Origin of the sequence: Microbacterium aurantiacum, assembly GCF_002872075.1 — a bacterium.
GTDB classification, from domain to species: Bacteria; Actinomycetota; Actinomycetes; order Actinomycetales; family Microbacteriaceae; genus Microbacterium; species Microbacterium aurantiacum_A.
Window position 1 is genome coordinate 156,165 of the sequence record NZ_PGGU01000006.1, and the last position, 23,596, is coordinate 179,760.

The window sequence follows — 23,596 nt, forward strand, 5'->3', positions numbered from 1 at the left end:
CTCATGTCGCCGTCGCTCCGGCACCCCGCGTCGCCGCGCCGGGGTCGTCGCATCGGCACTGCGCGGCAGACCACGACGAGCGCGCGAGCGCCTCATCGCCGATGGGGTTCACACCGGGTCCGGCCGCGAGCGCGTGCCCGGCGAGGGCGTGCAGGCACTTCACGCGGTTCGGCATCCCTCCGGCGGAGATCCCGTCGATCTCGGCGACCTCGCCGAACTGGGCGCGATCGGCGAGATACGCCTCATGGGCGGCCAGGTACGCCGCCGCGATGTCGTCATCGTCGGCGAGGAGCGCCGCGAGCTCCGGCATCACCTGAGTCGCCTCGAGAGTCGACATCGCGGCGGTGGCCGCCGGGTGGGTCAGGTAGTAGAACGTCGGGAACGGCGTGCCATCGGGCAGTCGAGGTGTCGTCGCGACGACTGTGGGATTGCCGCAGGCGCAGCGCGCGGCGATCCCGAGCACGCCCCTGGCCTGACGGCCCAGCTGCGCCGACACCACGGCGAGTTCGGCAGGCGTGGGGGCGGGGAATGGCGGCGTAGTCACCCTTCCAGCGTAGGGGAGGCAACCTGGAGGATGCTCGGAGCGCACGCCGACGATCAGGGGGCGACGGCCGCGTTCTCCGCAAGACCGCTCGAGGTGAGCGTGCGCAGCAGCTGCGACATCCAGTCGGCCGGCTTCTCCTCCAGGGTGTCGCTGACCGGCTCCTGCTCCTGCGGAAGAGCAGCAGGGTCGAGATCGTTGTCGACGAGGTAGACGACCTCGCCTGGCTTGACGTAGTACAGGCGCTCGCGTGCCTGGGTCGTGATGTAGGCCGGATCCTGCCAGCGTTCGCGTTCCTTCTCGAGCGCCGCGATCTCGTCTTCGCTGACCTGCACGGACGCCTCGAGCGCCGCGATCTTCTGACGCTGGTCGATGAACGTGCCGAGGGTGGGAACGAGCACCCACGCGCCGAGCACGACCAGCGACAGCATGATCACGGAGAACGCCGAGAGGCGGATGCCGGACGCCCATTCGCGCACATCGACACTCGGGCCGCCGGCGCCACGGGCGGAAGCCGGACGAGCGCGATTCCCCCGCGCGGGCGTCGCGCCGGTGGCGACCTTCTTCGACGGCCGCTTCGAGGATGGGGAAGCGGTCTTCTTCGGAGGCGTCGGCTTCGAAGCGCCCGGAGACGCCGAAGGAGGAGCCGGTCGTCGTGCCACGGCTCCTCCTCGGTGTCGTCTCTGTCTCAGCTGTGCTCAGCCCTGGTAGCGCGGGAAGGCGGAACGACCGGCGAAGACCGCGGCATCCCCCAGCTCTTCCTCGATGCGCAGAAGCTGATTGTACTTCGCGACGCGCTCGCTGCGAGCAGGCGCACCCGCCTTGATCTGACCCGAGTTCGTCGCGACGACGAGGTCGGCGATCGTGGTGTCCTCGGTCTCACCCGAGCGGTGCGAAAGCATCGCCGTGTAGCCGGAGCGCTGCGCCAGGCTGACCGCGTCGAGCGTCTCGGAGAGCGTGCCGATCTGGTTGACCTTGACCAGCAGCGAGTTGGCGACACCGCGGCGGATGCCGTCGGCCAGGCGCTCCGGGTTGGTGACGAACAGGTCGTCGCCGACGAGCTGCACCTTCGAGCCGAGCGCGTCCGTGAGGAGCTTCCAGTTGTCCCAGTCGTCCTCGGCGAGGGCGTCCTCGATCGTGACGATCGGGAAGTCGTTCATCAGGCCGACGTAGTACTCGATCAGCTCGGGTCCTGACCAGTCCTTGCTGTCCAGACGGTAGACGCCGTCCTTGAAGAACTCCGTCGCTGCGACGTCGAGGCCGAGGGCGATCTCGGTGCCGGGCTTGAAGCCGGCCTTCTCGATCGCCTTGACCAGGAAGTCGAGGCCCTCGCGGTTGCTGGGCAGGTCGGGGGCGAAGCCGCCCTCGTCGCCGAGGCCGGTGGCGTAACCCGCCGCCTTCAGCTCCGCGCGCAGCACGTGGTAGGTCTCGACTCCCCAGCGCAGGGCCTCGGAGTAGGTCTCTGCGCCGATCGGCGCGAGGAAGAACTCCTGCATGTCGATGCCGTTGTCGGCGTGCTCGCCGCCGTTGATGACGTTGAACAGCGGAACGGGCAGCACGTGCGCGTTCGGGCCGCCGAGGTAGCGGAACAGCGGCAGATCCGCGGAGTCCGCTGCGGCCTTGGCCACTGCGAGGCTGACGCCGAGGATGGCGTTGGCACCGACGCGCTTCTTGTTCTCGGTGCCGTCGACCTCGATGAGGATCTCATCGATGACGCGCTGCTCGCTCGCCTCGACGCCCTCGATGGCCGGGCCGAGCTCGTCGATGATCGCCTCGACGGCCTTGAGCACGCCCTTGCCGCTGTAACGGGTCTTGTCACCGTCACGCAGCTCGTACGCCTCGAAGGCGCCGGTGGATGCACCGGAGGGGACGGCGGCCCGCTGGACGATGCCATCGTCGAGGAGTACCTCCACCTCCACGGTCGGGTTACCTCGCGAGTCGAGAATCTCGCGTGCGCCTACAGCCTCGATCAGTGCCACGAATGTGCTCCTTGCTCAGGGAAAAGGTGTGGTGGAGCGACGTCGATCCGCGCCCAGTCTAGCCCGCTCGCCGTCTCGGCCCGGGGACTCGTACTCCGCGATCACACGACGAGCGCGAGCGCGACGCCGTCCCAGCCCTTGATGCCCACGGTCTGCAGAGCGGTCGCGTCGAAGCGGGGGTCATCCCCCAGCATCCGCAGCGCATCCCTGGTGCCGACGACCATCGGATCGGTGCTGTCGTCGCGCACGATCTCGCCCTCCCGGCCGATGTTGTCGAGCACGACAACCGTGCCGGCATGGCCGAGCCTGGCGGCCCAGTCGAGGTAGATCGTGTTGGACTCCTTGTCGGCATCGATGAACACGAGGTCGAAACCGCCGACGAGCGTCGGCAGGACGTCGGCTGCGCGACCGACGCGGATGTCCACCCGCTCGCCGACACCGGCGGCGTCGATGCTCGCGCGCGCGATCGCGGCGTTGCGCGATTCCGCTTCGACCGTGATGACGCTTCCGCCCTCACCGACGGCTCTGGCCAGCCAGATGGTCGAATACCCGCCCAGCGTGCCGATCTCCAGCACGCGGCGAGCGCCGCTCATCCGCGCGATCAGGTTCAGCAGCTTGCCCGCGACAGGCGCGACCTCGATGTGCGGGAGTCCCGCCGCCTGCTGGGCCCCGAGCGCCGCCTCCAGTGCGGGGTCGTGGCCGACGAGCGTGTCGGCGAGATAGACGTCCGCGTCCGCCCAGGCGGCAGGTGTCGATTGCATGACTCCAGACAATCCCGGCGGACGGCCGGCGTCAAGGGCGCGGTTGTGAGAGAAGCCGGCCGGGGGCGTCGGCGAGTTCGGGCTGGTTGCGGAACTGACCGGTGACCACGAGCACCGCGGTCACGAGGGCGAGCACGATCCAGCCCGCAACCCCCAGGGGGCCGGCGAGCGCGAGGTCCGGCTGCGCGGCGGCGAAGATCACGATCATCCCGCCGGACGCGTTCAGCGAGCCGTGCGCGATGACAGCGGGCCACACGGAGGCCGAGCGCAGCCGCAACCAGCCGAGCAGCACACCCCATGCGACGCATCCGGCGATCATGAACAGCACGCCGGAGATGTCGGTGCGACCGAAGTTGTATCCGAGCAGGATGACCGGAGAGTGCCAGACGCCCCAGATGATGCCGCTGAGGATCAGCGCGGGCCATGTGCCGAGCGGGCGCAGCGCGGGAACGAGCCAGCCCCGCCAGCCGATCTCCTCGCCGAACGCGAAGAGGCTGTTGAAGAGAGCCGCGAGCGGAATGGACGCGAGCTGAGCGACCACGATCACGCCGACCGGCGGCACCGGCGTTCCTGCCGGCAGCGCCTTCTCGATCTCGGCCGCGAATGCGGCGAAGGTGAAGTCGAGTTGCACCCAGCCCAGCGCCCCCGAGAGCAGGATGCTGATGGCCACGAGCACCGGCGGTGCGAGCCAGCCGAGCACGATGAGCCAGATCACCCGCTTCGCCGGACGCAGCGGCCACAGTCCGAAGAACCGGAGGCGGTCGCCGCGCGCCGGCACGCGCATCACGAGGGCGACGATGAGGGCGGCGACGGCCGGGGTGTACATCATCACCGGCAGCAGGACGCCGGTGGACGGCTCGGCGAGGCCGTCGCCGAGCCAGAGAGGCAGGGCGACCAGCCACGCGAGGGCGCAGGAGAGCACGATGAACGCGAGGGTCGCGGGCCACGCGATGCGGGTCGCTGGGGTGGTGGATGTTCTGGTCATGGTGCTCCTTCTCCGGATTCCGCCTCTGTCGCGGCTCGATCTCGACCGGCCGCATCGACGTATGCCTGCAGGAGGGCGGCCGCCTCCTCCGCGCCGTCGATGGTGATGACGAATGATCGGCCATCTCGCCTGGTCACCTCGATCGCGGCTCCTCGCCGCATGACGATACCCGTTCGGCCGTCGACGGCGATCCGCCACCCCCAGCCGCCGAACTCGCCGAAGGGCGAGATGTCGACCGCGCGAACCGAGTCGATCTGCTCGAGCGGGATCCTTGCACGCGGCCAGCCGGTCAGTGAGCGCACTGCGAGTCCCTCGGGGGTGATGCGCACGCGGAAGGCGGCTGTCGTGGAGAGTGCCGCTCCGACGACGAGAACGGCGAAGGTCACGACCCACGCTCCTGCCACCCCGATCGCGAGCATGTACACCGCCAGCGCGGCCAGCGCGAGCATCAGCACGGTCACGCCGGCGAGCGCCGCCCGCGGCATGGTGGTCGTCGCGATCCAGACGACGCGTTCGCCGTCCGAGACGCGCACCGCCTGACGCGGTTCGAGAGTGCGGCCCCGCTCCGGCCGCACGTGCGGCTGTACCACCCACGCCACCGCGGCGACGACGACCAGTGCCGTGAACGACAGCAGGACCACGCCGCCGATACCGGGGGCCTGCGTGGCGTCGGGCAGCCCGCGCTGGATGCCGAGCGATCCGGCGGTCAGCGCTGCGGCGAAGGCGGACAGCCCTGCGGCGAGCGCGCCCATCATCCGCGCTGCCCCTCCCCAGTGCGCACCCACCGCGGCGAGCGTGATGATCGCCATGAGGAGAGGGAGCGCGAGCCCGAGGCCCACCCCCAGCCAGATGTATGTCGACGGCGGCCCGAAGCCGTCTGCACCGCCCGCGCTCCAGTGCGTGACGACCGGATCGGGCACCTCGGGGATCCATGTCGCGCATATGGCGACCCCGATCGACGTGAACACGACGGGAACGGCGACCGCGGCGAGAAGGAAGACGAAGCGCGCCCGGCGCAGCTGCGCGGGAGGTGTGCGGGAGAGGTCGTCGGTGGTCACGGTGAGATCTCCTCTCGAGGTTCCCGCGTTCCTCGGGACGTGCGCGGGCGCGATGTGTCGCGCCGATGGGCCTGCACGATCGCCGCGAGAGTCTCGGCCGAGACGCCGAGCGACGCCGCGCGCTGCACCAGCTCGGCGATGTCGTGGGCGAGTTCGGCGAGCGGTGCAGCGGATGCCGCCACCATCGCTCCCCGGCCTCGGCGGAGGTCGACGAGCCCCTCGTCACGGAGTTGCTGATATGCGTGCAGGACGGTGTGCTGGTTGATGTCCAGCGCGTCGGCCACCTCGCGCGCCGCAGGGAGGCGATGGCCCGGTGTGAGAGTTCCCGCGAGGATGTCCGCTCGTACGGAGGCGGCGACCTGGTCGTAGAGCGGGCGGGAGCTGTCGGCATCGATCCTGACGAGCATCACGCCTCCTCCCCCGGGTTCGAACTTCTACTAATTCTACTCGAACTATAACAACTGTGGGAACTCTCCATCCATGTTTGTCGGGATGCGGTACGTCAGCCACACTGGCGCCATGCGCATCACTCCCCGCCGCCTCGCCATCGGCATGAGCCTCTGGATCCCGAACCTGTTCAGCGGCATCCGCATCCGTCGCTTCAGCGACGATTGGACGCACGCGACCGTGGAGCTTCACGTAAACGTGCTCACCCGCAACTACGTCAAGACCGCCTTCGGCGGGTCGATGTCGGCGATGACCGACCCGTACTTCTTCATGCTCGTCATGCACCAGCTGGGCCGCGACTACGTGGTGTGGGACACCCGCGGCGAGATCGAGTTCCTCAAGCCGGGTCGCGGCGTTCTCACCGCGGAGTTCGCGGTGAGCCCGGAGAAGGTCGCGGAGATCCGTGAGAGTGCGCGCGGCGGCGCGAAGGTGCTCGAGTGGTTCGAGACGGTCATCACCGATCGCGACGGCGATGTCGTGGCGAAGGTGCGCCGCGAGGTGTACATCCGCGAGAAGAAGCGGGTCACCGCGACTCGCGGCTGATCTCCGCATCGCGGGCGCCGCCGGAGGCGAAGCCCGAAGGAGCCGGCACGGACGACGATCGGACGATCAGACTCGGGGCGAGCCGGAGCGTCTCGTGCGCGGACCCCGCTCCGGACGCCAATCCGAGCGCCAGTTCGAGGGCGGTGCGCCCGCTCTCCTCGAACGGCTGCCGTACGGTCGTGAGATCCAGCGCGGCGGCGACTTCGCCGTCGTCGTACCCGACGACGGCGACCGGAGCAGTACCGGAAGCCGAGCGCAGGCGGGACAGGATGGCCGCAGCGAACTGGTCGTGATTGGCGACGATCGCCGTCGAGCCGGCGTCTGTCCTGGCACGGAGCACTCGCTCATCGACCGACGAAGGCCCGTCGATGGCGAGGGATACGACATCGACGTACTGCGAAAGGCCGTCGATGCGGAGCATCCCCGCCGACACATACGACGGCGAGCGCTGCGGCTCGTGCACGAAGAGCACCCGGCGGTGGCCGAGGCCCGCGAGATGACGCCCGATCTGCGCGCCTCCCTCGTGATCGTCCACGAGCACGACCGGGCCACCGACGTCCGCCCTGGTCGGCACGACGTCGACGTAGACGATCGGGATGCGCGCCGCCCTGCTGGCACGGCGCGCGGCGCCTCCGAGCGGCACCCCCATCACCACGAGCGCGGCGACATCGGTGCGGGTGGGCAGCACATCGAGCAGCGGCTCATCGGCGGCCGCGGCGGAATCCAGGTCGTACGGGATGATGTCGACCGCAGCGTCGCGGGCTCGGCGCAGCATTCCGGACAGGCGACGCAGATACGACGGATACGTCGTGAACGGGGCGGCGACGGCGATGCGCGCGGCGCCGATGCGTCGCCCCTCAGTCATGCGATAGCCGAGCGCCGTGGCCGCCTCCACGATGCGCTCACGGGTCTCGACCCGCACGCGGTGCGGCGAACTCACCGCCAGTGACACCGTGGAGATGCTCACGCCCGCGCGCGCCGCGACGTCGTAGATCGTGACGCGGCCGGGGCGTGCACGCATTCGCGGGCCTCCGCACTTCATCGAAGTTCTTCGATTGCCAAGACTAGTGCCCAGCCCATCGAAGGAGATGCCCGATGCCGAGAAGTTCCCGGTTCCGCCGCCCGCTGCTCGACAGCGCCGTCGCCGCACTCGAGAAGCGGATCGCTCCGCTGCTCGCCCCGGAACCCGCCGACCCTGCCGGGAGACGGCGCGTCGCCGAGGAGAACGACGTCAGAGTGAGCGCCGAGCTGGGAATCGGCCCGATCGGCACCGCCACACGAGATCATGTCGTCCCGGTCATCGGGTATCCCGACGTGCGGGTCCGCGTGTACTGGCCGGGCGCCGAACCGGCCCCGGCCGGCTCCGACCTCCCGATCCTCGTCTACTTCTACGGCGGCGGCTTCACGATCGCCGGAATCGACTGGGTGTCGTGGGACGCCCGCTTCCGCGAACGTGCACGGGATGCCGGGATCGTGATCGTCGCAGCGGACTACGCGCACGCTCCTGAGCAGCGTTTTCCGACTCAGCCGGAGCAGTGCTGGTCGGCCTTCGAATGGGCGCACGCGAGCGCGAATGATCTGGGCGCCTCGTCGAGCAGGATCGCAGTGGGCGGAGCATCTTCGGGCGGCGACCTCGCCGCTGCGGTGACGTTGATGAACCGTGATCGCACCGGACACCGGATCGCTCTCCAGATCCTGGAGAATCCCGCGCTCGACCTCACGATCGGCCACGCCGACATGAGCGGCATCAGCGCCCGGATGCCGGGCGTGATCGTGCGCAAGGCCGGACGCAGCCTGGTACGGCAGTACGTCGGCGATGATGCCGCCACCGCACGTCAGCCCTATGCATCGCCCCTGCTCGCCGCGTCGCACCGGGGCCTTCCGCCCGCCTTCATCCTCACCTCCGAGCTCGACCCGCTGCGCGGCGACGGCGAGGCGTACGCACGTGCGCTCTCCGACGCAGGAGTGCCGGTGACGGCGATCCGCTTCATCGGGCAGACGCACGGATCGCTCGGTTCGACGGGCTTCGTTCCCGCCGCGGACGCCGCGCATCGCTTCCTCGTCTCGCAGTTGCGCACGCTGCACGATGAAGTCGTCGCATGACCGCGCCCAGTGCGGACTTCCCGCCCCTCAGCGCACCCGTCGTCGACTGGATCCGGCGCGTCGAGGAGCTCTCCGCGGAGCATCCTGAACTCGCTGCCGCGGACCCGATCGCGCGACGGCGGCCGGCACTGAGGGTGAGCGATCTCATCGCGCTCGAGTTCACCGAGCCCGCGCCGGACGGCGTCGAGATCGACGACCTCGAGCTGTCCGGCGGTGCCGGTCCCATCCGCGCTCGACGGTTCCGCGCCGCCGACGCGAGCGGCGCCGCGCCGACGATGCTGTGGCTGCACGGCGGCGGCTGGGTCGGCGGCACGATCGACGAGATCCTCAACGACCGCATCTGCGCGGACCGCGCGCTCCGCTCCGGGGTCCAGATCATCTCCCTCGAGTACCGCCTCGCTCCGGAGCATCCGTTCCCTGCCCCCGTGGATGACGCCGTCGCCGCACTGGATGCCCTGCGCTGGCGCGCCGAGGAACTCCGCATCGACGTCGACCGGCTCGGAATCGGCGGCAACTCCGCCGGCGCGACCATCGCCGCGTCCGCCGCGCTGCGCGAACGCGACGCCGGACGCCCGCTGCACCACCAGTCGCTCGAGGTGCTGCCGGCGGCGCTGCGCACGTTCGGCGCGTCGATGCAGCGGTACCGCCGCGCATCGGGAATGGAGGATGCCGAACGCATCGCCGACGTGTACCGTGCCGGCGCGCCGCACGCCGTGGCCTCGCCACTGGACGCGGCCGATCATCGCGGAATCGCGCCCGCGCTGATCCTCGCAGCCGAGTTCGATCCACTCCTCGACGGAGCCGTCGCCTACGCCCGCGCGCTGCGCGAGTCGGGAGTGGAGGTCGTCCTGCGCATCGGCGAAGGGCACATCCACGGCTCCCCCCTGCTCACCGCGCGCTGGCAGGGGGCGCGGGACTGGCGCGACGACTTCGCCGCCGAACTCGCAGCCGCCTATGCCCCACGACCTGCGGGCGCGCATCCGCAGCACCCATGATTCCTGCCCGACCCGACCCGACCGAGAAACCGGAGACGATGATGTCCGCCTATGCCGTCGAGCCCGCCCTTCCTTCACCCCCGCCGCTGAGCGCCGATCACATCCCGGGGCAGCGGCAGACCTGGTGGTTCTGGGTCGCGTTCGTGCTCACCTGGTTCGCCTCGGGGATCGCTCAGGGTGTGGCCGCTGTCGCCATCCCGCAATTGCTCAAGGAGTGGGACCCCGAGCACGCCACCGGCAACCTCAGCATCATCCTCACGGTGGGCGGGGCGGCCATCCTGATCACGACGCCGATCTTCGGGCGCCTCAGCGACCGCTCGCTGTCACGTCTGGGCATCCGCCGGCCGTGGATCCTCGGCGGCGCGCTGATCGCGCTCGGCGGTTACGCCGTGCAGGCGCTCGCCCCCTCGCTCCTCATGCTCGGCCTCGGAACGATGCTGGTGCTGATCGGCTGGGGTGCGGTGTCGATGACGATCCACACCCTGTTCGCCGATCAGATCCGCCGCCGCATCCGGGCGATCATGTCGGCGGTCACCGGTGCGGCGACGGCCATCGGCATCCTGATCGGAGTGTCGTTCGCCGGAGTTGTCGCCGGGCTGGGCCAGGTCGGCATGTTCCTCATCCCCGGCGGTATCTCCGCGCTCCTGGCTCTCACCCTGTTCTTCGCCCTCCGGGACATCCGCCGCGCTCGGCCCGCGCCGAAGCTGGATTGGGGCGGCGTGCTGTCGACGTTCTGGCTGAGCCCTCGTCGCTACCCCGATTTCGCCTGGGCATGGGTCTGCCGCTTCTTCATGACGGCGTCGATCGTGTCGGTGACCAGTTATCTCTATCTCACGATCTCCAGCCGGTTCGGCATCGAGGATCCGGCCGAGATCGCGAGCGTGCAGACTCAGGCGACGGCGGCGTTCACCATGATGAACCTGGTGATGGCGTTCGTCTTCGGGGTGATCTCCGATCGCACAGGGCGGCGGAAGCCGACGGTCGTCTTCGGCGCCCTCTTCAGCGCTGTCGGTCTCGTCCTGGCCGTCGCGTTCGGCGACATCGGGTTCTTCCTCATCGGCATAGCGATCGTCGGTGCGGGCCAGGGCGCTTATATCGCCGCCGATGTGGCGCTCATGACCGAGTGCCTCCCCTCGGCCGAGGACGCGGGCAAGGACCTCGGCATCGTCGCGCTCGCCTACCTGTTGCCCGGCATCCTCGTGCCTGTGTTCGGATTCTTCGCGACCCGCATAGGCTCGCCGACGGGAGAGAACTTCGCGGCCCTGTACATCGGCGCCGTCGGAATGGCGCTGATCGCCGCATTCGCGGTCACCCGGGTGAAGGGCGTTCGATGACTTCCGCTCCTCGACTGCGCGGTGCCGCACGCCGGGAGTACCGGCGACTGTCCCGAGCCACCGGCATGCCATCGCGCACCCATCCGCTCGTCACTCTCACGCCGAGCATCCCGGTCGCGGCGGACGACGGTGCCGAGCTGCTGACGGACCATTGGCACGCGGAGGGGGCAGGCGGGCAGACGCTCCTGATCCGCACCCCTTACGGGCGGGACGGCGTCGCCGGCGTCGCCCGCTTCTTCGCCGAGCGCGGCCATCACGTCGTGGTGCAGAGCTGCCGCGGCACGTTCGGCTCTGGCGGCTCGTTCAGTCCGCTGCACGACGAGGTGGCCGACGGGCAGGCGACTCTGCGCTGGGTACGCGGTCAGAGCTGGGCGACGGATCGCGTGCATTCCTGGGGCGGGAGCTACTTCGGGGTCACCCAGTGGGCGTACTGCGACGGCGAGGCGCGCCCCGACACCATGGGCATCGCGATCTCGGCACGACGTTTCGATGACGCGATCCTGTACCCGGGCGGCGGGTTCTCCATCGACACGCCGCTCACCTGGGCGTACGCCCTCGACATGCAGGAACGCAGCCTGCCTCGCCGGATCTGGGCGCTGCTCCGGGCCAGGTGGGCCATCCTCCGCGGCGCCCGCGCCACTCCCCCGGGCGACGCCGTTCGCGTCGCTGCGCACTCGGATCCGCAATTCTTCCGGGACTGGGTCGACCACAGCGACCAGGGCGACCCGTGGTGGCATCCGCTGCGTTTCGCGTCCGACGTCGACACGATTCCTCCGGTCACGCTCATGGCGGGATGGCAGGACCTGTTCCTCGTCGGGCAGCTCGCCGACTACGCCGCGCTCAAGGAGGCCGATCGCTCGGTCCGCCTCATCGTCGGGGACTGGACCCACGGCGATCACGAGACGACGGCGATCGGTGTGCGTGAGGCTCTGGCGGCGTTCGCCGGCGCCGGGAAGGGCGCAGACGTGCGCCTTGAGATCAGTGGCGGTGCCGGTTGGCACGAGTTCGATCAGTGGCCGCCACCCAGCACTGCCGTGTTCCGCGAGTTCACCGCCGACGGGCGCCTCGCGCTGCCCGCTGCTGAGCGTCGGGCCGCCGCACTCTCGTACCGCTACGACCCGGCGGATCCCACGCCGGATGCGGGTGGTCGCACGCTCAATCCCTTCAGCGCCGGCCGCCGCGACCAGCGTGTCCGCGAACGTCGAGACGACGTGCTGGTCTTCACCGATGATGTGCTGGAGAAAGATCTCGTCGTCATCGGACAGCCGGAGGTCGAGCTGACCTTCGCCTCGTCCAACCCGCGGGCCGACGTGTTCATCCGGCTGTGCGAAGTCGACCCGAAGGGCAGGTCGCGGACGATCACCGATGTCTATCGGCGCCTTCCCGATGATGCGGCCCCGAACGAGCCGCGCCGAGTCCGCTTGCCGTTGGCGCCGATCGCGCACCGCTTCGCCGCCGGCTCCCGCCTGCGCGTGCAGGTCTCGTCGGGGGCGCATCCGCTGCATCTGCGCAATCCCGGAACGGCGGACCCGGTGCGCGACCATTCCCAGCTGATCGGGAGCGACCAGGTCGTGCATGTCGGAGGTGCGACCCCGGCCCTCCTCGTACTGCCCGCGTTCGACGCGAGCGGTGCACCAGCCGTTCACCTGCCCGTGGCACGATGAGAGGATGCCGCTCACTCGCCGTCTGACGCTGGGCGACGCCGTCTCGATCGGCCTCGGCTCGATGATCGGCGCCGGTGTGTTCTCGGTGTGGGCGCCCGCGATCGGGGTGGCGGGCAGCGGCATCCTCATCGCCCTCGCGATCGCCGCGTTGGTCGCCTACTGCAATGCCACGGCGTCGGCGCAGCTCGCCGCCGTGCACCCCGTCGCCGGCGGCACCTATGCCTACGCCCGCGCCGAGATCGGACCGTGGTGGGGATTCATCGCCGGCTGGTGCTTCGTGATCGGGAAGATCGCCAGCTGCGCCGCGATGGCGATGACCTTCGCCGCCTACGCCGCGCCGGCGGGCTGGGAGGTTCCCGTCGCGGTCGCGGCCGTCGCCGCCCTCGCCGCCGTCAACTGCTTCGGCGTCACCCGCACCGCCCTGCTCACCCGCATCCTCGTGGCGTGCTCACTGCTCGGCCTCGCGATCGTGGTCGCCACGGGTCTCCTCGCCGCTCCGGACGCCTCCCCCGCGACGCTCCCGGATGCCACCGCATACGGCGTGCTCCAGGGTGCGGGACTGCTGTTCTTCGCCTTCGCCGGCTACGCGCGCATCGCCACCATGGGCGAGGAGGTGATGCGCCCGGAGCGGACCATCCCCCGCGCGATCGTGCTCGCGCTCGCAGGCACCGTCGTCGTCTACGTGCTCGTCGCCCTCACCGTCATGATGACGCTCGGCGCCGCTGCGGCGACCAGCTCCGCCCCGCTCGCCGACGTGATCACCGCCGCCGGCTGGCCGGCGCTGGCGCCCGCTGTGCGGGTGGCCGCGGCGGCGGCATCCCTGGGTGCCCTGCTCGCCCTGCTCACCGGCATCGGCCGCACCACGCTGGCCATGGCCAGGGAGGACGACGTGCCGCGCTTCCTCGCGCATGTCGACGAACGATGGCACGTGCCGCGCCGAGCGGAGGTCGCGATCGCGATCATCGTGATCGGTGTCGTGCTCGTCGCCGATCTGCGGAACGCGATCGGCTTCTCGTCGTTCGGCGTGCTGCTGTACTACCTGATCGCGAACGCCGCTGCCTTCCGCCAGGAAGGCACGGCACGGCGCTACCCGCGGGCCCTGCAGGTGCTGGGCGCGCTCGGCTGCCTCGTCCTCGTGAACACGCTGCCCGTCGTGGCGTCTCTCGTCGGCACAGGCGTGGTGCTCCTCGGTGTGGGGTACCGGATGGTGCGGCTGCGCCTCGCCCGCGGCTGAGGTCAGCTGTCGGGGTCTGCCCGATAGCTGCTCGGAGCGATGCCGAGGACTGTGCGGAAGTCGCGGGTCAGGTGCGCGTGGTCGGCATAGCCGAGGTCGGCCGCGATGAGGGCGATCTCGGCCCGCGGGTCGTCGCGCATCCGCTGTGCGGCCTCCTGCAGCCGGCGTCGGCGGATCATCGCCGCCGGCGGCAGCCCGACATGCCGGTGCGCGAGACGTTGCAGTGTGCGCAGCGAGAGATGCAGACGCGCCGCGGCATCCTCGGCCCGCAGGATCGAGGCATCCGTCATCAGGAGATCCGACAGCGCGTTCGCCTGCTGCGCCGCCGGTGAGACGTCTCCGACCCGTGCGACGAGCCAGCGCGCGAATACGGACACGGCGTCCGAACGACGATCGTCGCCGGCTCCCGTCATGGCTGCGGTGACGTCGGCGAGAAGCTCCGGGGCATCGAACGGCATCGCCGCGTCGAGGAGGGCGGCCGGGTCTTCGACGAGGGCGGCGACCGATGCCGGGCGAAGGAGCGCGCCCACTGCCCAGCCGCGGCCCCGGAGATCGCGGAAGGATGCCGCTGTCGTCGCCCCGACGAGCTGCACCTCGGCCGGTTCGCCCTCGTGCTGCTCGACCACGAGGTTCAGCGCCGGGTAGGCCACGACATCCTGGCGGGAGGAGCGACCCGGTTCGATGCGCCACTGCGGGATCCAGAACCACACGGCGAGGTCCGCGGCCTCGGGAGGCGCCGGCAGCCGATGGAACTCCGGCATCCGGGCCGGGTACAGCACTCCTCGGCGCGCGTCGATCACGCTCCCGACGATAGCCGCCGCATCCGACATCGTGTCGCGAATCTTCAAGCGCAGCGCACCTGCTGCTTCCTAGCGTGGAGGCATGAACACATCAGCTGCCGGCCTCACCGGCGTCCACACCACCAACGGCCGTCCGAACAACGCAACATCGCTCACCCCGTTCCTCGCCATCCCCGGCGCCGCCGACGCCGTCGCGTTCTACCGCGACGTGTTCGGAGCCAGGGTCATCGACGTCACCGAGATGGGCGGCGTCGTGGTTCACGCCGACCTCGACTTCGGTCTCGGACTCCTGCAGATCGGCGAACCGACTCCGGAGTACCACCTCATCGCCCCTCCTGGGGGCGAGGACGACTGCTACTCGCTCGGGGTGTTCGTCCCGGACACCGACGCCGTCGTGGAGAAGGCGGTGGCTGCCGGAGCCGTCGTGCGCGAGCCCGCGTCGACCTTCGTCTCCGGAGACCGCTTCGCCAGCATCCGCGACCCGTTCGGCGTGCGATGGTCGATCATGAGCCGCGTTGAGGATCTCTCCGAAGAGGAGAGCACGCGGCGCGTGCAGGAATGGGCCGCCTCGTTCAGCTCCGAGAGCGCGTAGCCGCAGCCACCGCCGGCAGCAGCGCCTCGGCGGTTCGGCGGTAGCCGAGGGCACTCGGGTGGAACCGGTCCAGGCTGAACATGCCGTCCGGATCGTCGAGGAACATCGGGCCGACGGCGCGTCGCAGATCGACGCTGGCCGCGCCCGCACGTTCGGCGGCCGCGGCCTGCGCGATCGCGAGTTGCCGGGAGACGCGGCCGCCGAGCGTCCGCAGAGGCTGCGGCACGGCCCGCAGCGCGCCGAGATCCGGGCATGTGCCGACCACGACCGCCGCGCCGCGCCGACGCAGATCGGCGATGGCGGACTCGAGGTGGGCGACGGATTCCGCGACCGGCACCCGATGCGTGACGTCGTTGCCGCCGACCACGATCACGGCGACGTCCGGTCGATAGGCGTCCGGAATGGCCTCGAGCTGACCGGCGAGGGCCGACGACTCGGACCCGACGATCGCCGCCGTGTGCAGGCGCACGGGCCGATGAAGCTGCCTGGCCAGCCCCTTGGCGAGCCGTCCGCCCAGGGTGTCCTTGCGGCGCTCGGCCCCGAGGCCTGCGGCGAGCGAGTCTCCCAGCAGGAGCAGCTCGACGGGAGGGCCGGCGAGCGCCGAACGCCAGACGCGATCGGCGTCGAGCGATTCCTCACCCAGCGGCTTCCCGATCCGGCGGCGGGCGATCGCCGCCTGCCTCGTCAACAGTGCCCGCCCGCCCCAGACCAGCGCCGACACGGAGGCGAGGGCAAGACCTCCCCCCAGCACGATGCGAGAACGCGACATGCACCGATTGGACCGTGCGGGCGTGAACGCCGCGTGAACGGCATCCGTCCCGTACGACCTGCAGGACCGGATCACGGATGCATGACGAGACGCCGTGGAGTGGCCCGAGATCCGTGCCTCGGCCCTGCAGGTGGACCCGGAACGGGTCAGGAGAGCGGCTTGAGCTCCAGGGCCCCCGGCTGCGCGCCTGCCGAGACGGTCGCGAACGACATGTACCCGTCGGCTGCCGAGCGCTCCAGCAGCGCCTTGAGGTTCTTGGTCCGGCGTTCCAGGCGAACCCGCGCTCCGGTTCCGATCAGCGCCGACTTGTGCGCGGTGAGCTCGGCGATCGGGACATCCGCATCGTGGATCAGCACGATCGACGTCGCCGTCGCACCCGTTTCCACGGTGACGAGATCGACGAGGCGCTCGAAGCCGAGCGAGAAGCCGACCGCCGGCACCTGCTGACCGAGGAAGCGGCCGATCATGCCGTCGTAGCGCCCGCCACCACCAAGCGAGTAGTCGACCGACGGGTGTGCGAGCTCGAAGATGGTGCCCGTGTAGTACCCCATGCCGCGCACCAGGAACGGATCGAAGACGAGCGGGATGTCGCTCTGCCCTGTTCCCGCCGCCACCGCATCGCCGATGCCGACCAGGTGCGCGACGATCTCGTCGGGCGCGTTCTCCGGCAGCGCCTTGCGGATCTGCCGCTCCCCGAACGGGTTGTACTCCATGGTCTGCGGACGATTCAGGAACGTCTCGAACGCGTCGACGGCGGATGCCTCAGCCCCGCGCTCCCGCAGCTCGGCCGCGACGCCGCCGGGACCGATCTTGTCGAGCTTGTCGATCGTGATCAGCACGCCGGGGCGCTCTCCCTCCGGGAATCCGAAGGAGTCCAGCATCCAGTCCAGCACCCGGCGGTCGTTGATGCGCACGCTCGCGCCCTCGAGCCCGAGCGCGTCCACCGCGTCGAGCGAGGCGACCATGAGCTCGGCTTCGGCACGCGCCGAGTCGTCGCCGATGACATCGATGTCGCACTGCACGAACTGCCGGTAGCGGCCCTTCTGCGGTCGCTCGGCACGCCAGACGGAGCCGATCTGGATCGAGCGGAACACGCCGGGCAACTGCGCGCGGTTGCTCGCGTAGAAGCGGGCGAGCGGCACGGTGAGGTCGTAGCGCAGCCCCAGGTCCGACAACGCGGCCGGGTCATCAGCGGCATCCCGGATCGCATCGGCGTCGAGGCCGCGCCGCAGCACGTTGTAGGCGAGCTTCTCGTTGTCGCCGCCGATGCCCGCGTGCAGCCGCGAGTACTCCTCCACCACCGGGGTCTCGATCTCGTCGAAGCCGTGCGCGCGATAGCGGTCACGGATGACGGAGAGCACGCCCTCACGGCGGGCCTTGTCTGCGGGGAGGATGTCGCGCATTCCGCGCGGCGGGTTCACGGTAGCCACGCGTCCATCCTTCCAGGTCCGCCGGGCATCCCCTCGCCCAATGCGACGGGGCGGAACCGCCCGTGCGTCGGAGAGTCGCACGTTCGGCGGACGAATTCGCAGGAATCATCCGCAGAAGCCGCGATTCTCCGAAGAACTGCGGAGCGGAAACGCTCCGTGCGCGGTCAGCCTTCGACGCCGCGCACTTCGTCCTCCAGCATCCGGAGCCGTTCGCGGAGCGCCCGCTCGGCGTCCCAGCCATTGGCACGCGCAGTCGCGACGAGTGACAGCAGCGCATCGCCGAGCTCGGCTTCGGATGCCGGCGTGTCGGCGAGCTCGGGAATCGCCACGCCGACGCCGACGGCGCGGCCGGCGAGCTTCTGCGCGAGCGCGAGCGCCGGCATCCCGCGCGGCACGCCGTCGAGCACGCTGGTCCGCGCACGCTTCTCCGCAGCCTTCGCGGCATTCCAGTGCACGAGCACCTCCTCGGGGGTGCGTGCGATCTCACCGGCGAAGACATGCGGGTGCCGTCGCACCATCTTCGCGGTCAAGGTGCGCGCGACATCGTCGATGTCGAAGGGATCCTCCGGATCCTGTGCCGCGATCGCGGCATGGAACAGCACCTGCCACAGCAGGTCGCCGAGCTCCTCGCGGAGGTCGGCACGCGTGCCGCTCTCGACCGCCTCGATCACCTCATGCGACTCCTCGATGAGGTACGGGACCAGGTCTCGATGGGTGATGCGCTCCGACCACACGCACTTCTCGCGCACCTCGCGCATCGTCTCGGCGGCGACCCGCAGCGGGTCAGCTCCCGGTATGCCGTCACGGCGGTCGGAGTGCGGAGACACGGTTCTCCCTTCGGCCGGGGCAGTCGCCCCGGGTTTCACGATGTCGCCGCGGCGACCTGTCGATACCACCTGGCTCGCAGCGACACGATCACGCCGGAGAGCGCGAGCGCGGCGAACGATCCCACGATCACACCGAGGATGGCCTGGTCACGGACGAGGGCATCATCGGCGAATGCGAGGTTGGCGAGCAGCAGCGACACCGTGAAGCCGATGCCGCCGAGTGCGCCGGCGGCGAGGATGTCGGCGAACGGAAGAGCGGGGGCTGTGCCCTTCGGGCGGATGCGCATGGCCGCCCAGCCGAACAGGCTGATCCCGATGATCTTGCCGATCGGCAGTGCGACGGCGATGCCCCAGAACGCCGGAGAGAGCTCGCTCGGTGAGAGCGCCGGGATGACCACGAACGCGGCCGCGAAGGCGAACAGCGGCAGGATGACGCCGTTCACGGCGGGTTCGAGCGCATGTCGCACCCGTTCGGCCGGCACCGGCGACATCACGAGCCCGAGCAGCACGCCCGCGATCGTCGCGTGGATCCCGGATGCCGCGACGAGCCCCCAGGTCACGACGCCCAGCACGCCCATCGCCACGGCAACGCCGGTATGACCCGTCTTGTGGAGCAGGCGGCTCAGCAGCGCGAACGCGACGACCGAAACCAGAGCGAGTCCGAGCAGGACCCACTGCACGTCACGGGCGAACAGCACGGCGATGAAGATGATGCCGATGATGTCGTCGAGGATCGCGAGAGCGAGCAGGAACACCCGCACACCGGCGGGCAGGCCCTTGCCGAACATCGCCAGCACCCCGAGCGCGAACGCGATGTCGGTCGCCGTCGGGATCGGCCATCCCGACGCCGTGTCGCCGCCTCCCGCGAACAGCAGGTAGACCGCGATGGGGACGAGCACGCCACCGGCTGCGGCGATCGCCGGCTGCATCGCCTTGTGCAGGGAGTCGAGCTCACCGTGCGTGAGCTCGTGCCGCAGTTCGACCGCCACCACGAGGAAGAAGACCGCGAGCAGTCCGTCGGAGATCCAATGCGCGATCGAGAGATCGAGGCCGGTGCCGGGCACCGCGATGTGGAAGTCGAGCACGGCCGCGAGAGCGTCATGCGTGGGGAGGTTGGCCAGCAGAAGACCGAGTCCCGCCGCCAGGAGCAGGAGAACGGCCGGGAACTGCTGTCCGCGGAGGGGATTCGCCGAGATACGCATTCCGTCCATCGTAGAGCGCGGGGTTCGCCGCGTATGTTACGCCCCCGCAACACGTGTGGTCACGTGTGTGCGCGAGAGGCGGATACGCTCGAAAAGTGACCCCCGAACACACTTTCTCCGAACCCACGAACACCGAGGCCATCCGCGTCATCGGACGCTTCGAAGCGGGCCGTGGCATTCCGGACCAGATGCGCTCCGACGTCCGGATGCTCGGCGGCCTGCTCGGCCAGGTCCTGCGCGAATCCGGCGGGGATGGCCTCTTCGAGGACGTCGAGCGGCTGCGACTCGCCACCATCCAGGCCTACGACCAGGAGACGCCCGCCGCCTTCGAGCGCGCCGCCGCGATCGCGGAGTCGTTCTCGGTCGCTCGCGCCGATGAGGTCGCCCGCGCCTTCACCTGCTACTTCCACCTGGTGAACCTCGCGGAGGAGCACCAGCGGGTGAGGGTGCTGCGCGAACGCGCGGGACAGCCGGGGCGGGAGGACGCCGCCGACACCGTCGCCACCGCATACGCGCGGCTCAAGTCCGAGGTCGGCGATGACGAGGCTCGCCGCCGGCTGGAGGAACTGCGCTTCCACCCCGTGTTCACGGCGCACCCCACCGAGGCCCGACGGCGCGCGGTGTCCTCGAGCATCCGGCGCCTCTCCGAACTGCTCACCCAGCACGATGCGGCGAGCGTCGACGGCGCCGAGGAACAGCGCGCCGAGCGACGGATGCTGGAGGAGATCGACACGCTCTGGCGCACCGCTCCCCTGCGTGCACAGAAACCGTCGCCCACCGACGAGGTGCGCACCGTGATGGGTGTGTTCGACGAGACGCTCTTCACCACCGTTCCGCATGTGTACCGGCGGATCGACGACGCACTGCGTGGCGCCGACTCCGGAGCGAGCGCACCTGTCGTGCCCGCCTTCGTGCGCGTCGGCTCCTGGGTCGGCGGTGACCGCGACGGCAACCCGTTCGTGACGGCATCCGTCACCAGGGAAGCCGCGCAGATCGCCTCCGACCATGTGCTCCGCGGGCTCGAGCGGGCGCTCGAGCGCATCGGCCGCACCCTCACCCTCGATGCGGAGGGCACGCCGCCCAGCGCCGCCGTCGTCGCGTTGTGGGATGCGTTCGCGGCCGCGGAGCCGTCGGTCGCCGCCGATCTCGCCAAGCGCTCCCCCGGTGAGCCGCACCGGCGAGTGCTCCTCGCCCTCGGCCGGCGCGTCGCAGCGACGCGGGACCGTACCGAGGCCCTGCGCTACCGCGTCCCCGAGGAGCTGCTCGAGGACCTGCGCGTCATCCAGGCCTCACTGGCCGATGCCGGAGCGAAGCGCCACGCCTTCGGCGGCATCCAGCATCTGATCTGGCAGGTCGAGACCTACGGCTTCCATCTCACCGAGCTGGAGGTCCGCCAGCACTCCCAGGTGCACGCGAAGGCTCTCGCCGAACTCGACGGCGGCGGCGCTGTCAGCGACCAGACCGAAGAGGTGCTCGAGGTCTTCCGCGCGATCGCCGACATCCAGCGCGAATACGGCCTGCGCGCCGCCGGGCGCTACGTCGTGTCGTTCACGCAGTCGGCGTCCGATCTCGCCGCCGTGCACCGTCTCGCCCACCACGCACTCGGCGACGACGCGCCCGTGCTCGATGTGGTGCCCCTGTTCGAGACCTTCGCCGATCTGCAGGCCGCACCCGACATCCTCGCCGAGGTCGTCACCTTCCCCGAGTTCCGGGCGCGGATGGCCGCGACCGGCAACCGCCTGGAGGTCATGCTCGGCTACTCGGACTCGTCGAAGGACGTCGGCCCGGTCGCCGCCAACCTCGCGCTGTACGAGGCACAGGAGAAGATCGCCCTGTGGGCGCAGGAATCGGGCATCACGCTCACCCTGTTCCACGGTCGCGGCGGGGCGCTCGGGCGCGGCGGCGGGCCGGCGAACTCCGCGATCCTCGCGCAGCCGCCGCACTCCGTGGACGGCCGCTTCAAGCTCACAGAGCAGGGCGAGGTCATCTTCGCGCGCTACGGCGAGCCGGCCATCGCGATGCGTCACATCGACCAGGTCGCCGCGGCGACCCTGCTCGCGTCGTCGCCCACCGTGGAGGCGCGCACCAGCAGCGCGGCGACCCGCTATGCCGGCATCGCCTCGGTCATGGATGTCGCCTCGCGGGAGCGCTTCTTCTCGCTGGTCAAGGCCGAGGGCTTCGCGCCCTGGTTCGCGACGGTGACCCCGATGGAGGAGATCGGCCTGCTCGCCCTCGGCTCGCGCCCCGCGCGCCGCGGCCTCTCGGTCGAGTCCCTCGAAGATCTCCGCGCCATCCCGTGGGTGTTCGCCTGGACGCAGGCCCGCATCAACCTCGCCGGCTGGTTCGGCCTGGGCACCGCACTCGAGGCCGTCGGCGACGAGGCGCTGCTCGTCGAGGCGTACCGGGAGTGGCCGCTGCTGCGCACGATGGTCGACAACGTCGCGATGAGCCTGGCAAAGACAGACGAGCGCATCGCGCGTCAGTACCTCGCCCTCGGCGACCGGGACGACCTCGCCGCCCTCGTGCTGGATGAGCTCGCCCTCACCCGCGAATGGGTCATCCGGCTCACCGGCGGGGACCGTCTGCTCGAGAACAAGCCCATCCTGCAGCGCGCCGTGCAGTTGCGCAGCCCGTACGTCGATGCGCTGTCGCTGCTGCAGCTGCGTGCGCTGCGCGCGCTGCGCTCCTCGGCGGCCTCGTCCCCGGAAGGTTCAGGGGCGGACGCCGAGCAGCAACGGCTCCTTCTGCTGTCCGTCAGCGGCGTCGCGGCCGGCCTGCAGAACACGGGCTGACCGGCATCCGGCCGTAGGCGCCGAAGGATCTGGCGCCGCACGGTCGCGCGATAGGGTGAGAATTCGTGCCTGATCCGGCGATGCATCATGCGACACGATCGCTCGCACCCATCCCCCATTTCAGAATGGCTTCCCCGCGTGACCGCCACCACCTCCTCTGTTCTCCACCCGCTCGCAGCATCCGTCCAGCCCGTCTTCGACACGGTCCTCTCGCGCAGCCCGCACGAGCCCGAGTTCCATCAGGCCGTGCACGAGGTGCTGAACTCCATCGCGCCGGTTCTCGAACAGCATCCGGAATACATCGACGGCGGCATCCTCGACCGCCTGGTCGAGCCGGAGCGCCAGATCATGTTCCGGGTGCCGTGGGTCGACGATGCCGGGCGTCTGCACGTGAACCGCGGATACCGCATCCAGTTCTCCTCGGTGCTCGGCCCGTACAAGGGCGGGCTGCGTTTCCATCCGTCGGTGAACCTGTCGATCATCAAGTTCCTCGGCTTCGAGCAGATCTTCAAGAACGCCCTCACCGGCCAGGGCATCGGCGGCGGCAAGGGCGGCTCCGACTTCGATCCGCACGGCCGGTCGGACGCAGAGGTGATGCGGTTCTGCCAGTCGTTCATGAACGAGCTGTACCGCCACCTCGGAGAGCACACCGATGTGCCCGCCGGCGACATCGGCGTCGGAGGCCGCGAGATCGGATACCTGTTCGGTCAGTACCGCAAGGTCACCAACCGCCACGAGTCGGGGATGTTCACCGGCAAGGGCAAGGGCTGGGGCGGCGCGGAGGTCCGCACCGAGGCGACCGGCTACGGCGCCGCGTTCTTCGCGCAGGAGATGCTCGCGGTGCACAACGAGTCCTTCGAGGGGAAGCGCGTCGGCATCTCCGGTTCCGGCAACGTCGCGATCTACGCGATCGAGAAGGCCACCCAGCTTGGCGCCACCGCCGTCACCGCATCCGACTCCTCCGGCTACGTCGTCGACGACGCCGGAATCGACCTGGCACTGCTGCGTCAGCTCAAGGAGGTCGAGCGCGCCCGGATCGTCGAATACGCGAACCGCCGCCCGAGCGCCCGTTTCGTCGAAGGCGGCAGCGTCTGGGAAGTGCCCGTCGACATCGCCATCCCCTCCGCCACGCAGAACGAGGTGAGCGCGGCGGATGCCGAGGCGCTGATCGCGAACGGCGTCCGCGCCGTCTCCGAGGGCGCGAACATGCCGTGCGTGCCCGATGCGGTCGATGCCTTCCAGAGGGCAGGAGTGCTGTTCGCACCGGGCAAGGCCGCGAACGCCGGCGGCGTCGCCACCTCGGCGCTGGAGATGAGCCAGAACGCGTCCCGCCAGCGTTGGAGCTTCGCCGACAGCGAGAACCGGCTGCGCGAGATCATGGGCGACATCCACGGTGCCGCCTTCGAAGCGGCGGAGAGCTACGGCAGGCCCGGCGACTACGTCGCGGGCGCGAACATCGCCGGCTTCGAGCGGGTCGCGAACGCGATGCTCGCTCAGGGCGTCATCTGAGGCCGGTCGGCGCCTGAGGGCTCTCGGCCTC

22 protein-coding genes are annotated in these 23,596 nt (G+C 70.2%); 9 read left to right on the forward strand and 13 right to left on the reverse strand.

Features of this window, described 5'->3' with window-relative positions; all coding sequences use genetic code 11:
* Position 1: 1 nt before the first annotated feature.
* From CUR96_RS06135 to CUR96_RS06165, 7 genes are all read right to left on the reverse strand, one after another.
* A complete protein-coding gene (locus CUR96_RS06135; RefSeq protein ID WP_102192407.1) occupies positions 2-544 on the reverse strand; it encodes a DUF501 domain-containing protein in 543 nt (180 codons plus the stop codon).
* Positions 545-597: 53 nt separating this feature from the next.
* Complete coding sequence (locus tag CUR96_RS18755; RefSeq protein ID WP_245861096.1) at positions 598-1,203, reverse strand: FtsB family cell division protein; 606 nt, start codon at positions 1,201-1,203, stop codon at positions 598-600.
* 36 nt (positions 1,204-1,239) lie between these two features.
* Positions 1,240-2,520, reverse strand: a complete 1,281-nt coding sequence (eno, locus tag CUR96_RS06145; RefSeq protein ID WP_102192408.1) for a phosphopyruvate hydratase — start codon at positions 2,518-2,520, stop codon at positions 1,240-1,242.
* A gap of 101 nt (positions 2,521-2,621) precedes the next feature.
* Positions 2,622-3,281, reverse strand: coding sequence for an O-methyltransferase (locus tag CUR96_RS06150; protein ID WP_102192409.1), 660 nt, complete (start codon positions 3,279-3,281; stop codon positions 2,622-2,624).
* 31 nt (positions 3,282-3,312) lie between these two features.
* Positions 3,313-4,266: a CPBP family intramembrane glutamic endopeptidase gene (locus tag CUR96_RS06155; RefSeq protein ID WP_102192410.1), complete on the reverse strand. Its 954-nt coding sequence runs from the start codon at positions 4,264-4,266 to the stop codon at positions 3,313-3,315.
* Positions 4,263-5,324, reverse strand: coding sequence for a DUF1648 domain-containing protein (locus tag CUR96_RS06160; protein WP_102192411.1), 1,062 nt, complete (start codon positions 5,322-5,324; stop codon positions 4,263-4,265). Before CUR96_RS06160 ends, CUR96_RS06155 begins: the two co-directional genes overlap by 4 nt.
* Positions 5,321-5,731, reverse strand: coding sequence for a GntR family transcriptional regulator (locus CUR96_RS06165; protein ID WP_102192412.1), 411 nt, complete (start codon positions 5,729-5,731; stop codon positions 5,321-5,323). Before CUR96_RS06165 ends, CUR96_RS06160 begins: the two co-directional genes overlap by 4 nt.
* A gap of 112 nt (positions 5,732-5,843) precedes the next feature.
* Between CUR96_RS06165 and CUR96_RS06170 the strand changes: the two genes are divergently transcribed.
* A complete protein-coding gene (locus tag CUR96_RS06170; RefSeq protein ID WP_102192413.1) occupies positions 5,844-6,314 on the forward strand; it encodes a DUF4442 domain-containing protein in 471 nt (156 codons plus the stop codon).
* Here CUR96_RS06170 and CUR96_RS06175 read toward each other — a convergent pair.
* Positions 6,295-7,335: a LacI family DNA-binding transcriptional regulator gene (locus tag CUR96_RS06175; RefSeq protein WP_102192414.1), complete on the reverse strand. Its 1,041-nt coding sequence runs from the start codon at positions 7,333-7,335 to the stop codon at positions 6,295-6,297. The genes CUR96_RS06170 and CUR96_RS06175 overlap by 20 nt on opposite strands.
* Before the next feature lie 74 nt (positions 7,336-7,409).
* On the opposite strand from CUR96_RS06175, the gene CUR96_RS06180 reads away from it, so the two are divergent.
* From CUR96_RS06180 to CUR96_RS06200, 5 genes are read left to right on the forward strand one after another with little or no spacing between them, the layout of a single operon-like run.
* A complete protein-coding gene (locus CUR96_RS06180) occupies positions 7,410-8,417 on the forward strand; it encodes an alpha/beta hydrolase (protein ID WP_180968958.1) in 1,008 nt (335 codons plus the stop codon).
* On the forward strand, positions 8,414-9,412 hold the full coding sequence (locus CUR96_RS06185) for an alpha/beta hydrolase (protein ID WP_102192415.1): 999 nt from the start codon (positions 8,414-8,416) through the stop codon (positions 9,410-9,412). Before CUR96_RS06180 ends, CUR96_RS06185 begins: the two co-directional genes overlap by 4 nt.
* Positions 9,409-10,746 carry an MFS transporter gene (locus CUR96_RS06190; RefSeq protein ID WP_245861097.1) on the forward strand — a complete coding sequence of 446 codons (1,338 nt, stop codon included), beginning with the start codon at positions 9,409-9,411 and terminating at the stop codon, positions 10,744-10,746. The genes CUR96_RS06185 and CUR96_RS06190 overlap by 4 nt, the downstream gene beginning before the upstream one ends.
* Complete coding sequence (locus CUR96_RS06195; protein ID WP_102192417.1) at positions 10,743-12,410, forward strand: CocE/NonD family hydrolase; 1,668 nt, start codon at positions 10,743-10,745, stop codon at positions 12,408-12,410. The genes CUR96_RS06190 and CUR96_RS06195 overlap by 4 nt, the downstream gene beginning before the upstream one ends.
* A gap of 4 nt (positions 12,411-12,414) precedes the next feature.
* Entirely contained in the window at positions 12,415-13,644 is a 1,230-nt protein-coding gene (locus CUR96_RS06200; protein WP_102192418.1) for an APC family permease, read from the forward strand.
* 2 nt (positions 13,645-13,646) lie between these two features.
* Here CUR96_RS06200 and CUR96_RS06205 read toward each other — a convergent pair whose 3' ends face one another.
* Positions 13,647-14,492, reverse strand: a complete 846-nt coding sequence (locus CUR96_RS06205; RefSeq protein ID WP_348639566.1) for an AraC family transcriptional regulator — start codon at positions 14,490-14,492, stop codon at positions 13,647-13,649.
* 34 nt (positions 14,493-14,526) lie between these two features.
* Between CUR96_RS06205 and CUR96_RS06210 the strand changes: the two genes are divergently transcribed.
* Positions 14,527-15,036, forward strand: a complete 510-nt coding sequence (locus CUR96_RS06210; RefSeq protein WP_102192419.1) for a VOC family protein — start codon at positions 14,527-14,529, stop codon at positions 15,034-15,036.
* Here CUR96_RS06210 and CUR96_RS06215 read toward each other — a convergent pair.
* The 4 genes from CUR96_RS06215 to nhaA form a co-directional block, all read right to left on the reverse strand.
* Positions 15,017-15,805: an SGNH/GDSL hydrolase family protein gene (locus CUR96_RS06215; RefSeq protein WP_102192420.1), complete on the reverse strand. Its 789-nt coding sequence runs from the start codon at positions 15,803-15,805 to the stop codon at positions 15,017-15,019. The two genes, CUR96_RS06210 and CUR96_RS06215, sit on opposite strands and share 20 nt — an antisense overlap.
* A 146-nt stretch (positions 15,806-15,951) precedes the next feature.
* Positions 15,952-17,208, reverse strand: a complete 1,257-nt coding sequence (locus CUR96_RS06220; RefSeq protein WP_219721966.1) for a histidine--tRNA ligase — start codon at positions 17,206-17,208, stop codon at positions 15,952-15,954.
* Between the two features lie 191 nt (positions 17,209-17,399).
* Entirely contained in the window at positions 17,400-17,993 is a 594-nt protein-coding gene (locus CUR96_RS06225) for a MazG family protein (protein ID WP_102192557.1), read from the reverse strand.
* A 104-nt stretch (positions 17,994-18,097) separates the two neighbouring features.
* Positions 18,098-19,264, reverse strand: a complete 1,167-nt coding sequence (gene nhaA, locus CUR96_RS06230) for a Na+/H+ antiporter NhaA (RefSeq protein WP_102192421.1) — start codon at positions 19,262-19,264, stop codon at positions 18,098-18,100.
* 95 nt (positions 19,265-19,359) lie between these two features.
* Between nhaA and CUR96_RS06235 the strand changes: the two genes are divergently transcribed.
* Positions 19,360-22,056 (forward strand): phosphoenolpyruvate carboxylase, encoded by a 2,697-nt coding sequence (locus CUR96_RS06235; RefSeq protein ID WP_102192422.1) that lies wholly within the window; start codon positions 19,360-19,362, stop codon positions 22,054-22,056.
* 138 nt (positions 22,057-22,194) lie between these two features.
* Positions 22,195-23,565 (forward strand): NADP-specific glutamate dehydrogenase, encoded by a 1,371-nt coding sequence (gene gdhA, locus CUR96_RS06240; RefSeq protein WP_102192423.1) that lies wholly within the window; start codon positions 22,195-22,197, stop codon positions 23,563-23,565.
* Positions 23,566-23,596: the final 31 nt, after the last annotated feature.

What these genes read in the sequence shown, in the direction of transcription:
- CUR96_RS06150 (WP_102192409.1), bottom strand. Translation starts at nt 3,281, where the DNA reads ATGCAATCGACACCTGCCGCCTGGGCGGACGCGGACGTCTATCTCGCC.
- CUR96_RS06155 (WP_102192410.1), bottom strand. Translation starts at nt 4,266, where the DNA reads ATGACCAGAACATCCACCACCCCAGCGACCCGCATCGCGTGGCCCGCG.
- CUR96_RS06165 (WP_102192412.1), bottom strand. Translation starts at nt 5,731, where the DNA reads ATGCTCGTCAGGATCGATGCCGACAGCTCCCGCCCGCTCTACGACCAG.
- CUR96_RS06170 (WP_102192413.1), top strand. Translation starts at nt 5,844, where the DNA reads ATGCGCATCACTCCCCGCCGCCTCGCCATCGGCATGAGCCTCTGGATC.
- CUR96_RS06175 (WP_102192414.1), bottom strand. Translation starts at nt 7,335, where the DNA reads ATGCGTGCACGCCCCGGCCGCGTCACGATCTACGACGTCGCGGCGCGC.
- CUR96_RS06180 (WP_180968958.1), top strand. Translation starts at nt 7,410, where the DNA reads ATGCCGAGAAGTTCCCGGTTCCGCCGCCCGCTGCTCGACAGCGCCGTC.
- CUR96_RS06185 (WP_102192415.1), top strand. Translation starts at nt 8,414, where the DNA reads ATGACCGCGCCCAGTGCGGACTTCCCGCCCCTCAGCGCACCCGTCGTC.
- CUR96_RS06190 (WP_245861097.1), top strand. Translation starts at nt 9,409, where the DNA reads ATGATTCCTGCCCGACCCGACCCGACCGAGAAACCGGAGACGATGATG.
- CUR96_RS06195 (WP_102192417.1), top strand. Translation starts at nt 10,743, where the DNA reads ATGACTTCCGCTCCTCGACTGCGCGGTGCCGCACGCCGGGAGTACCGG.
- CUR96_RS06200 (WP_102192418.1), top strand. Translation starts at nt 12,415, where the DNA reads ATGCCGCTCACTCGCCGTCTGACGCTGGGCGACGCCGTCTCGATCGGC.
- CUR96_RS06210 (WP_102192419.1), top strand. Translation starts at nt 14,527, where the DNA reads ATGAACACATCAGCTGCCGGCCTCACCGGCGTCCACACCACCAACGGC.
- CUR96_RS06215 (WP_102192420.1), bottom strand. Translation starts at nt 15,805, where the DNA reads ATGTCGCGTTCTCGCATCGTGCTGGGGGGAGGTCTTGCCCTCGCCTCC.
- CUR96_RS06220 (WP_219721966.1), bottom strand. Translation starts at nt 17,208, where the DNA reads ATGCGCGACATCCTCCCCGCAGACAAGGCCCGCCGTGAGGGCGTGCTC.
- CUR96_RS06225 (WP_102192557.1), bottom strand. Translation starts at nt 17,993, where the DNA reads ATGCGCGAGGTGCGCGAGAAGTGCGTGTGGTCGGAGCGCATCACCCAT.
- nhaA (WP_102192421.1), bottom strand. Translation starts at nt 19,264, where the DNA reads ATGCGTATCTCGGCGAATCCCCTCCGCGGACAGCAGTTCCCGGCCGTT.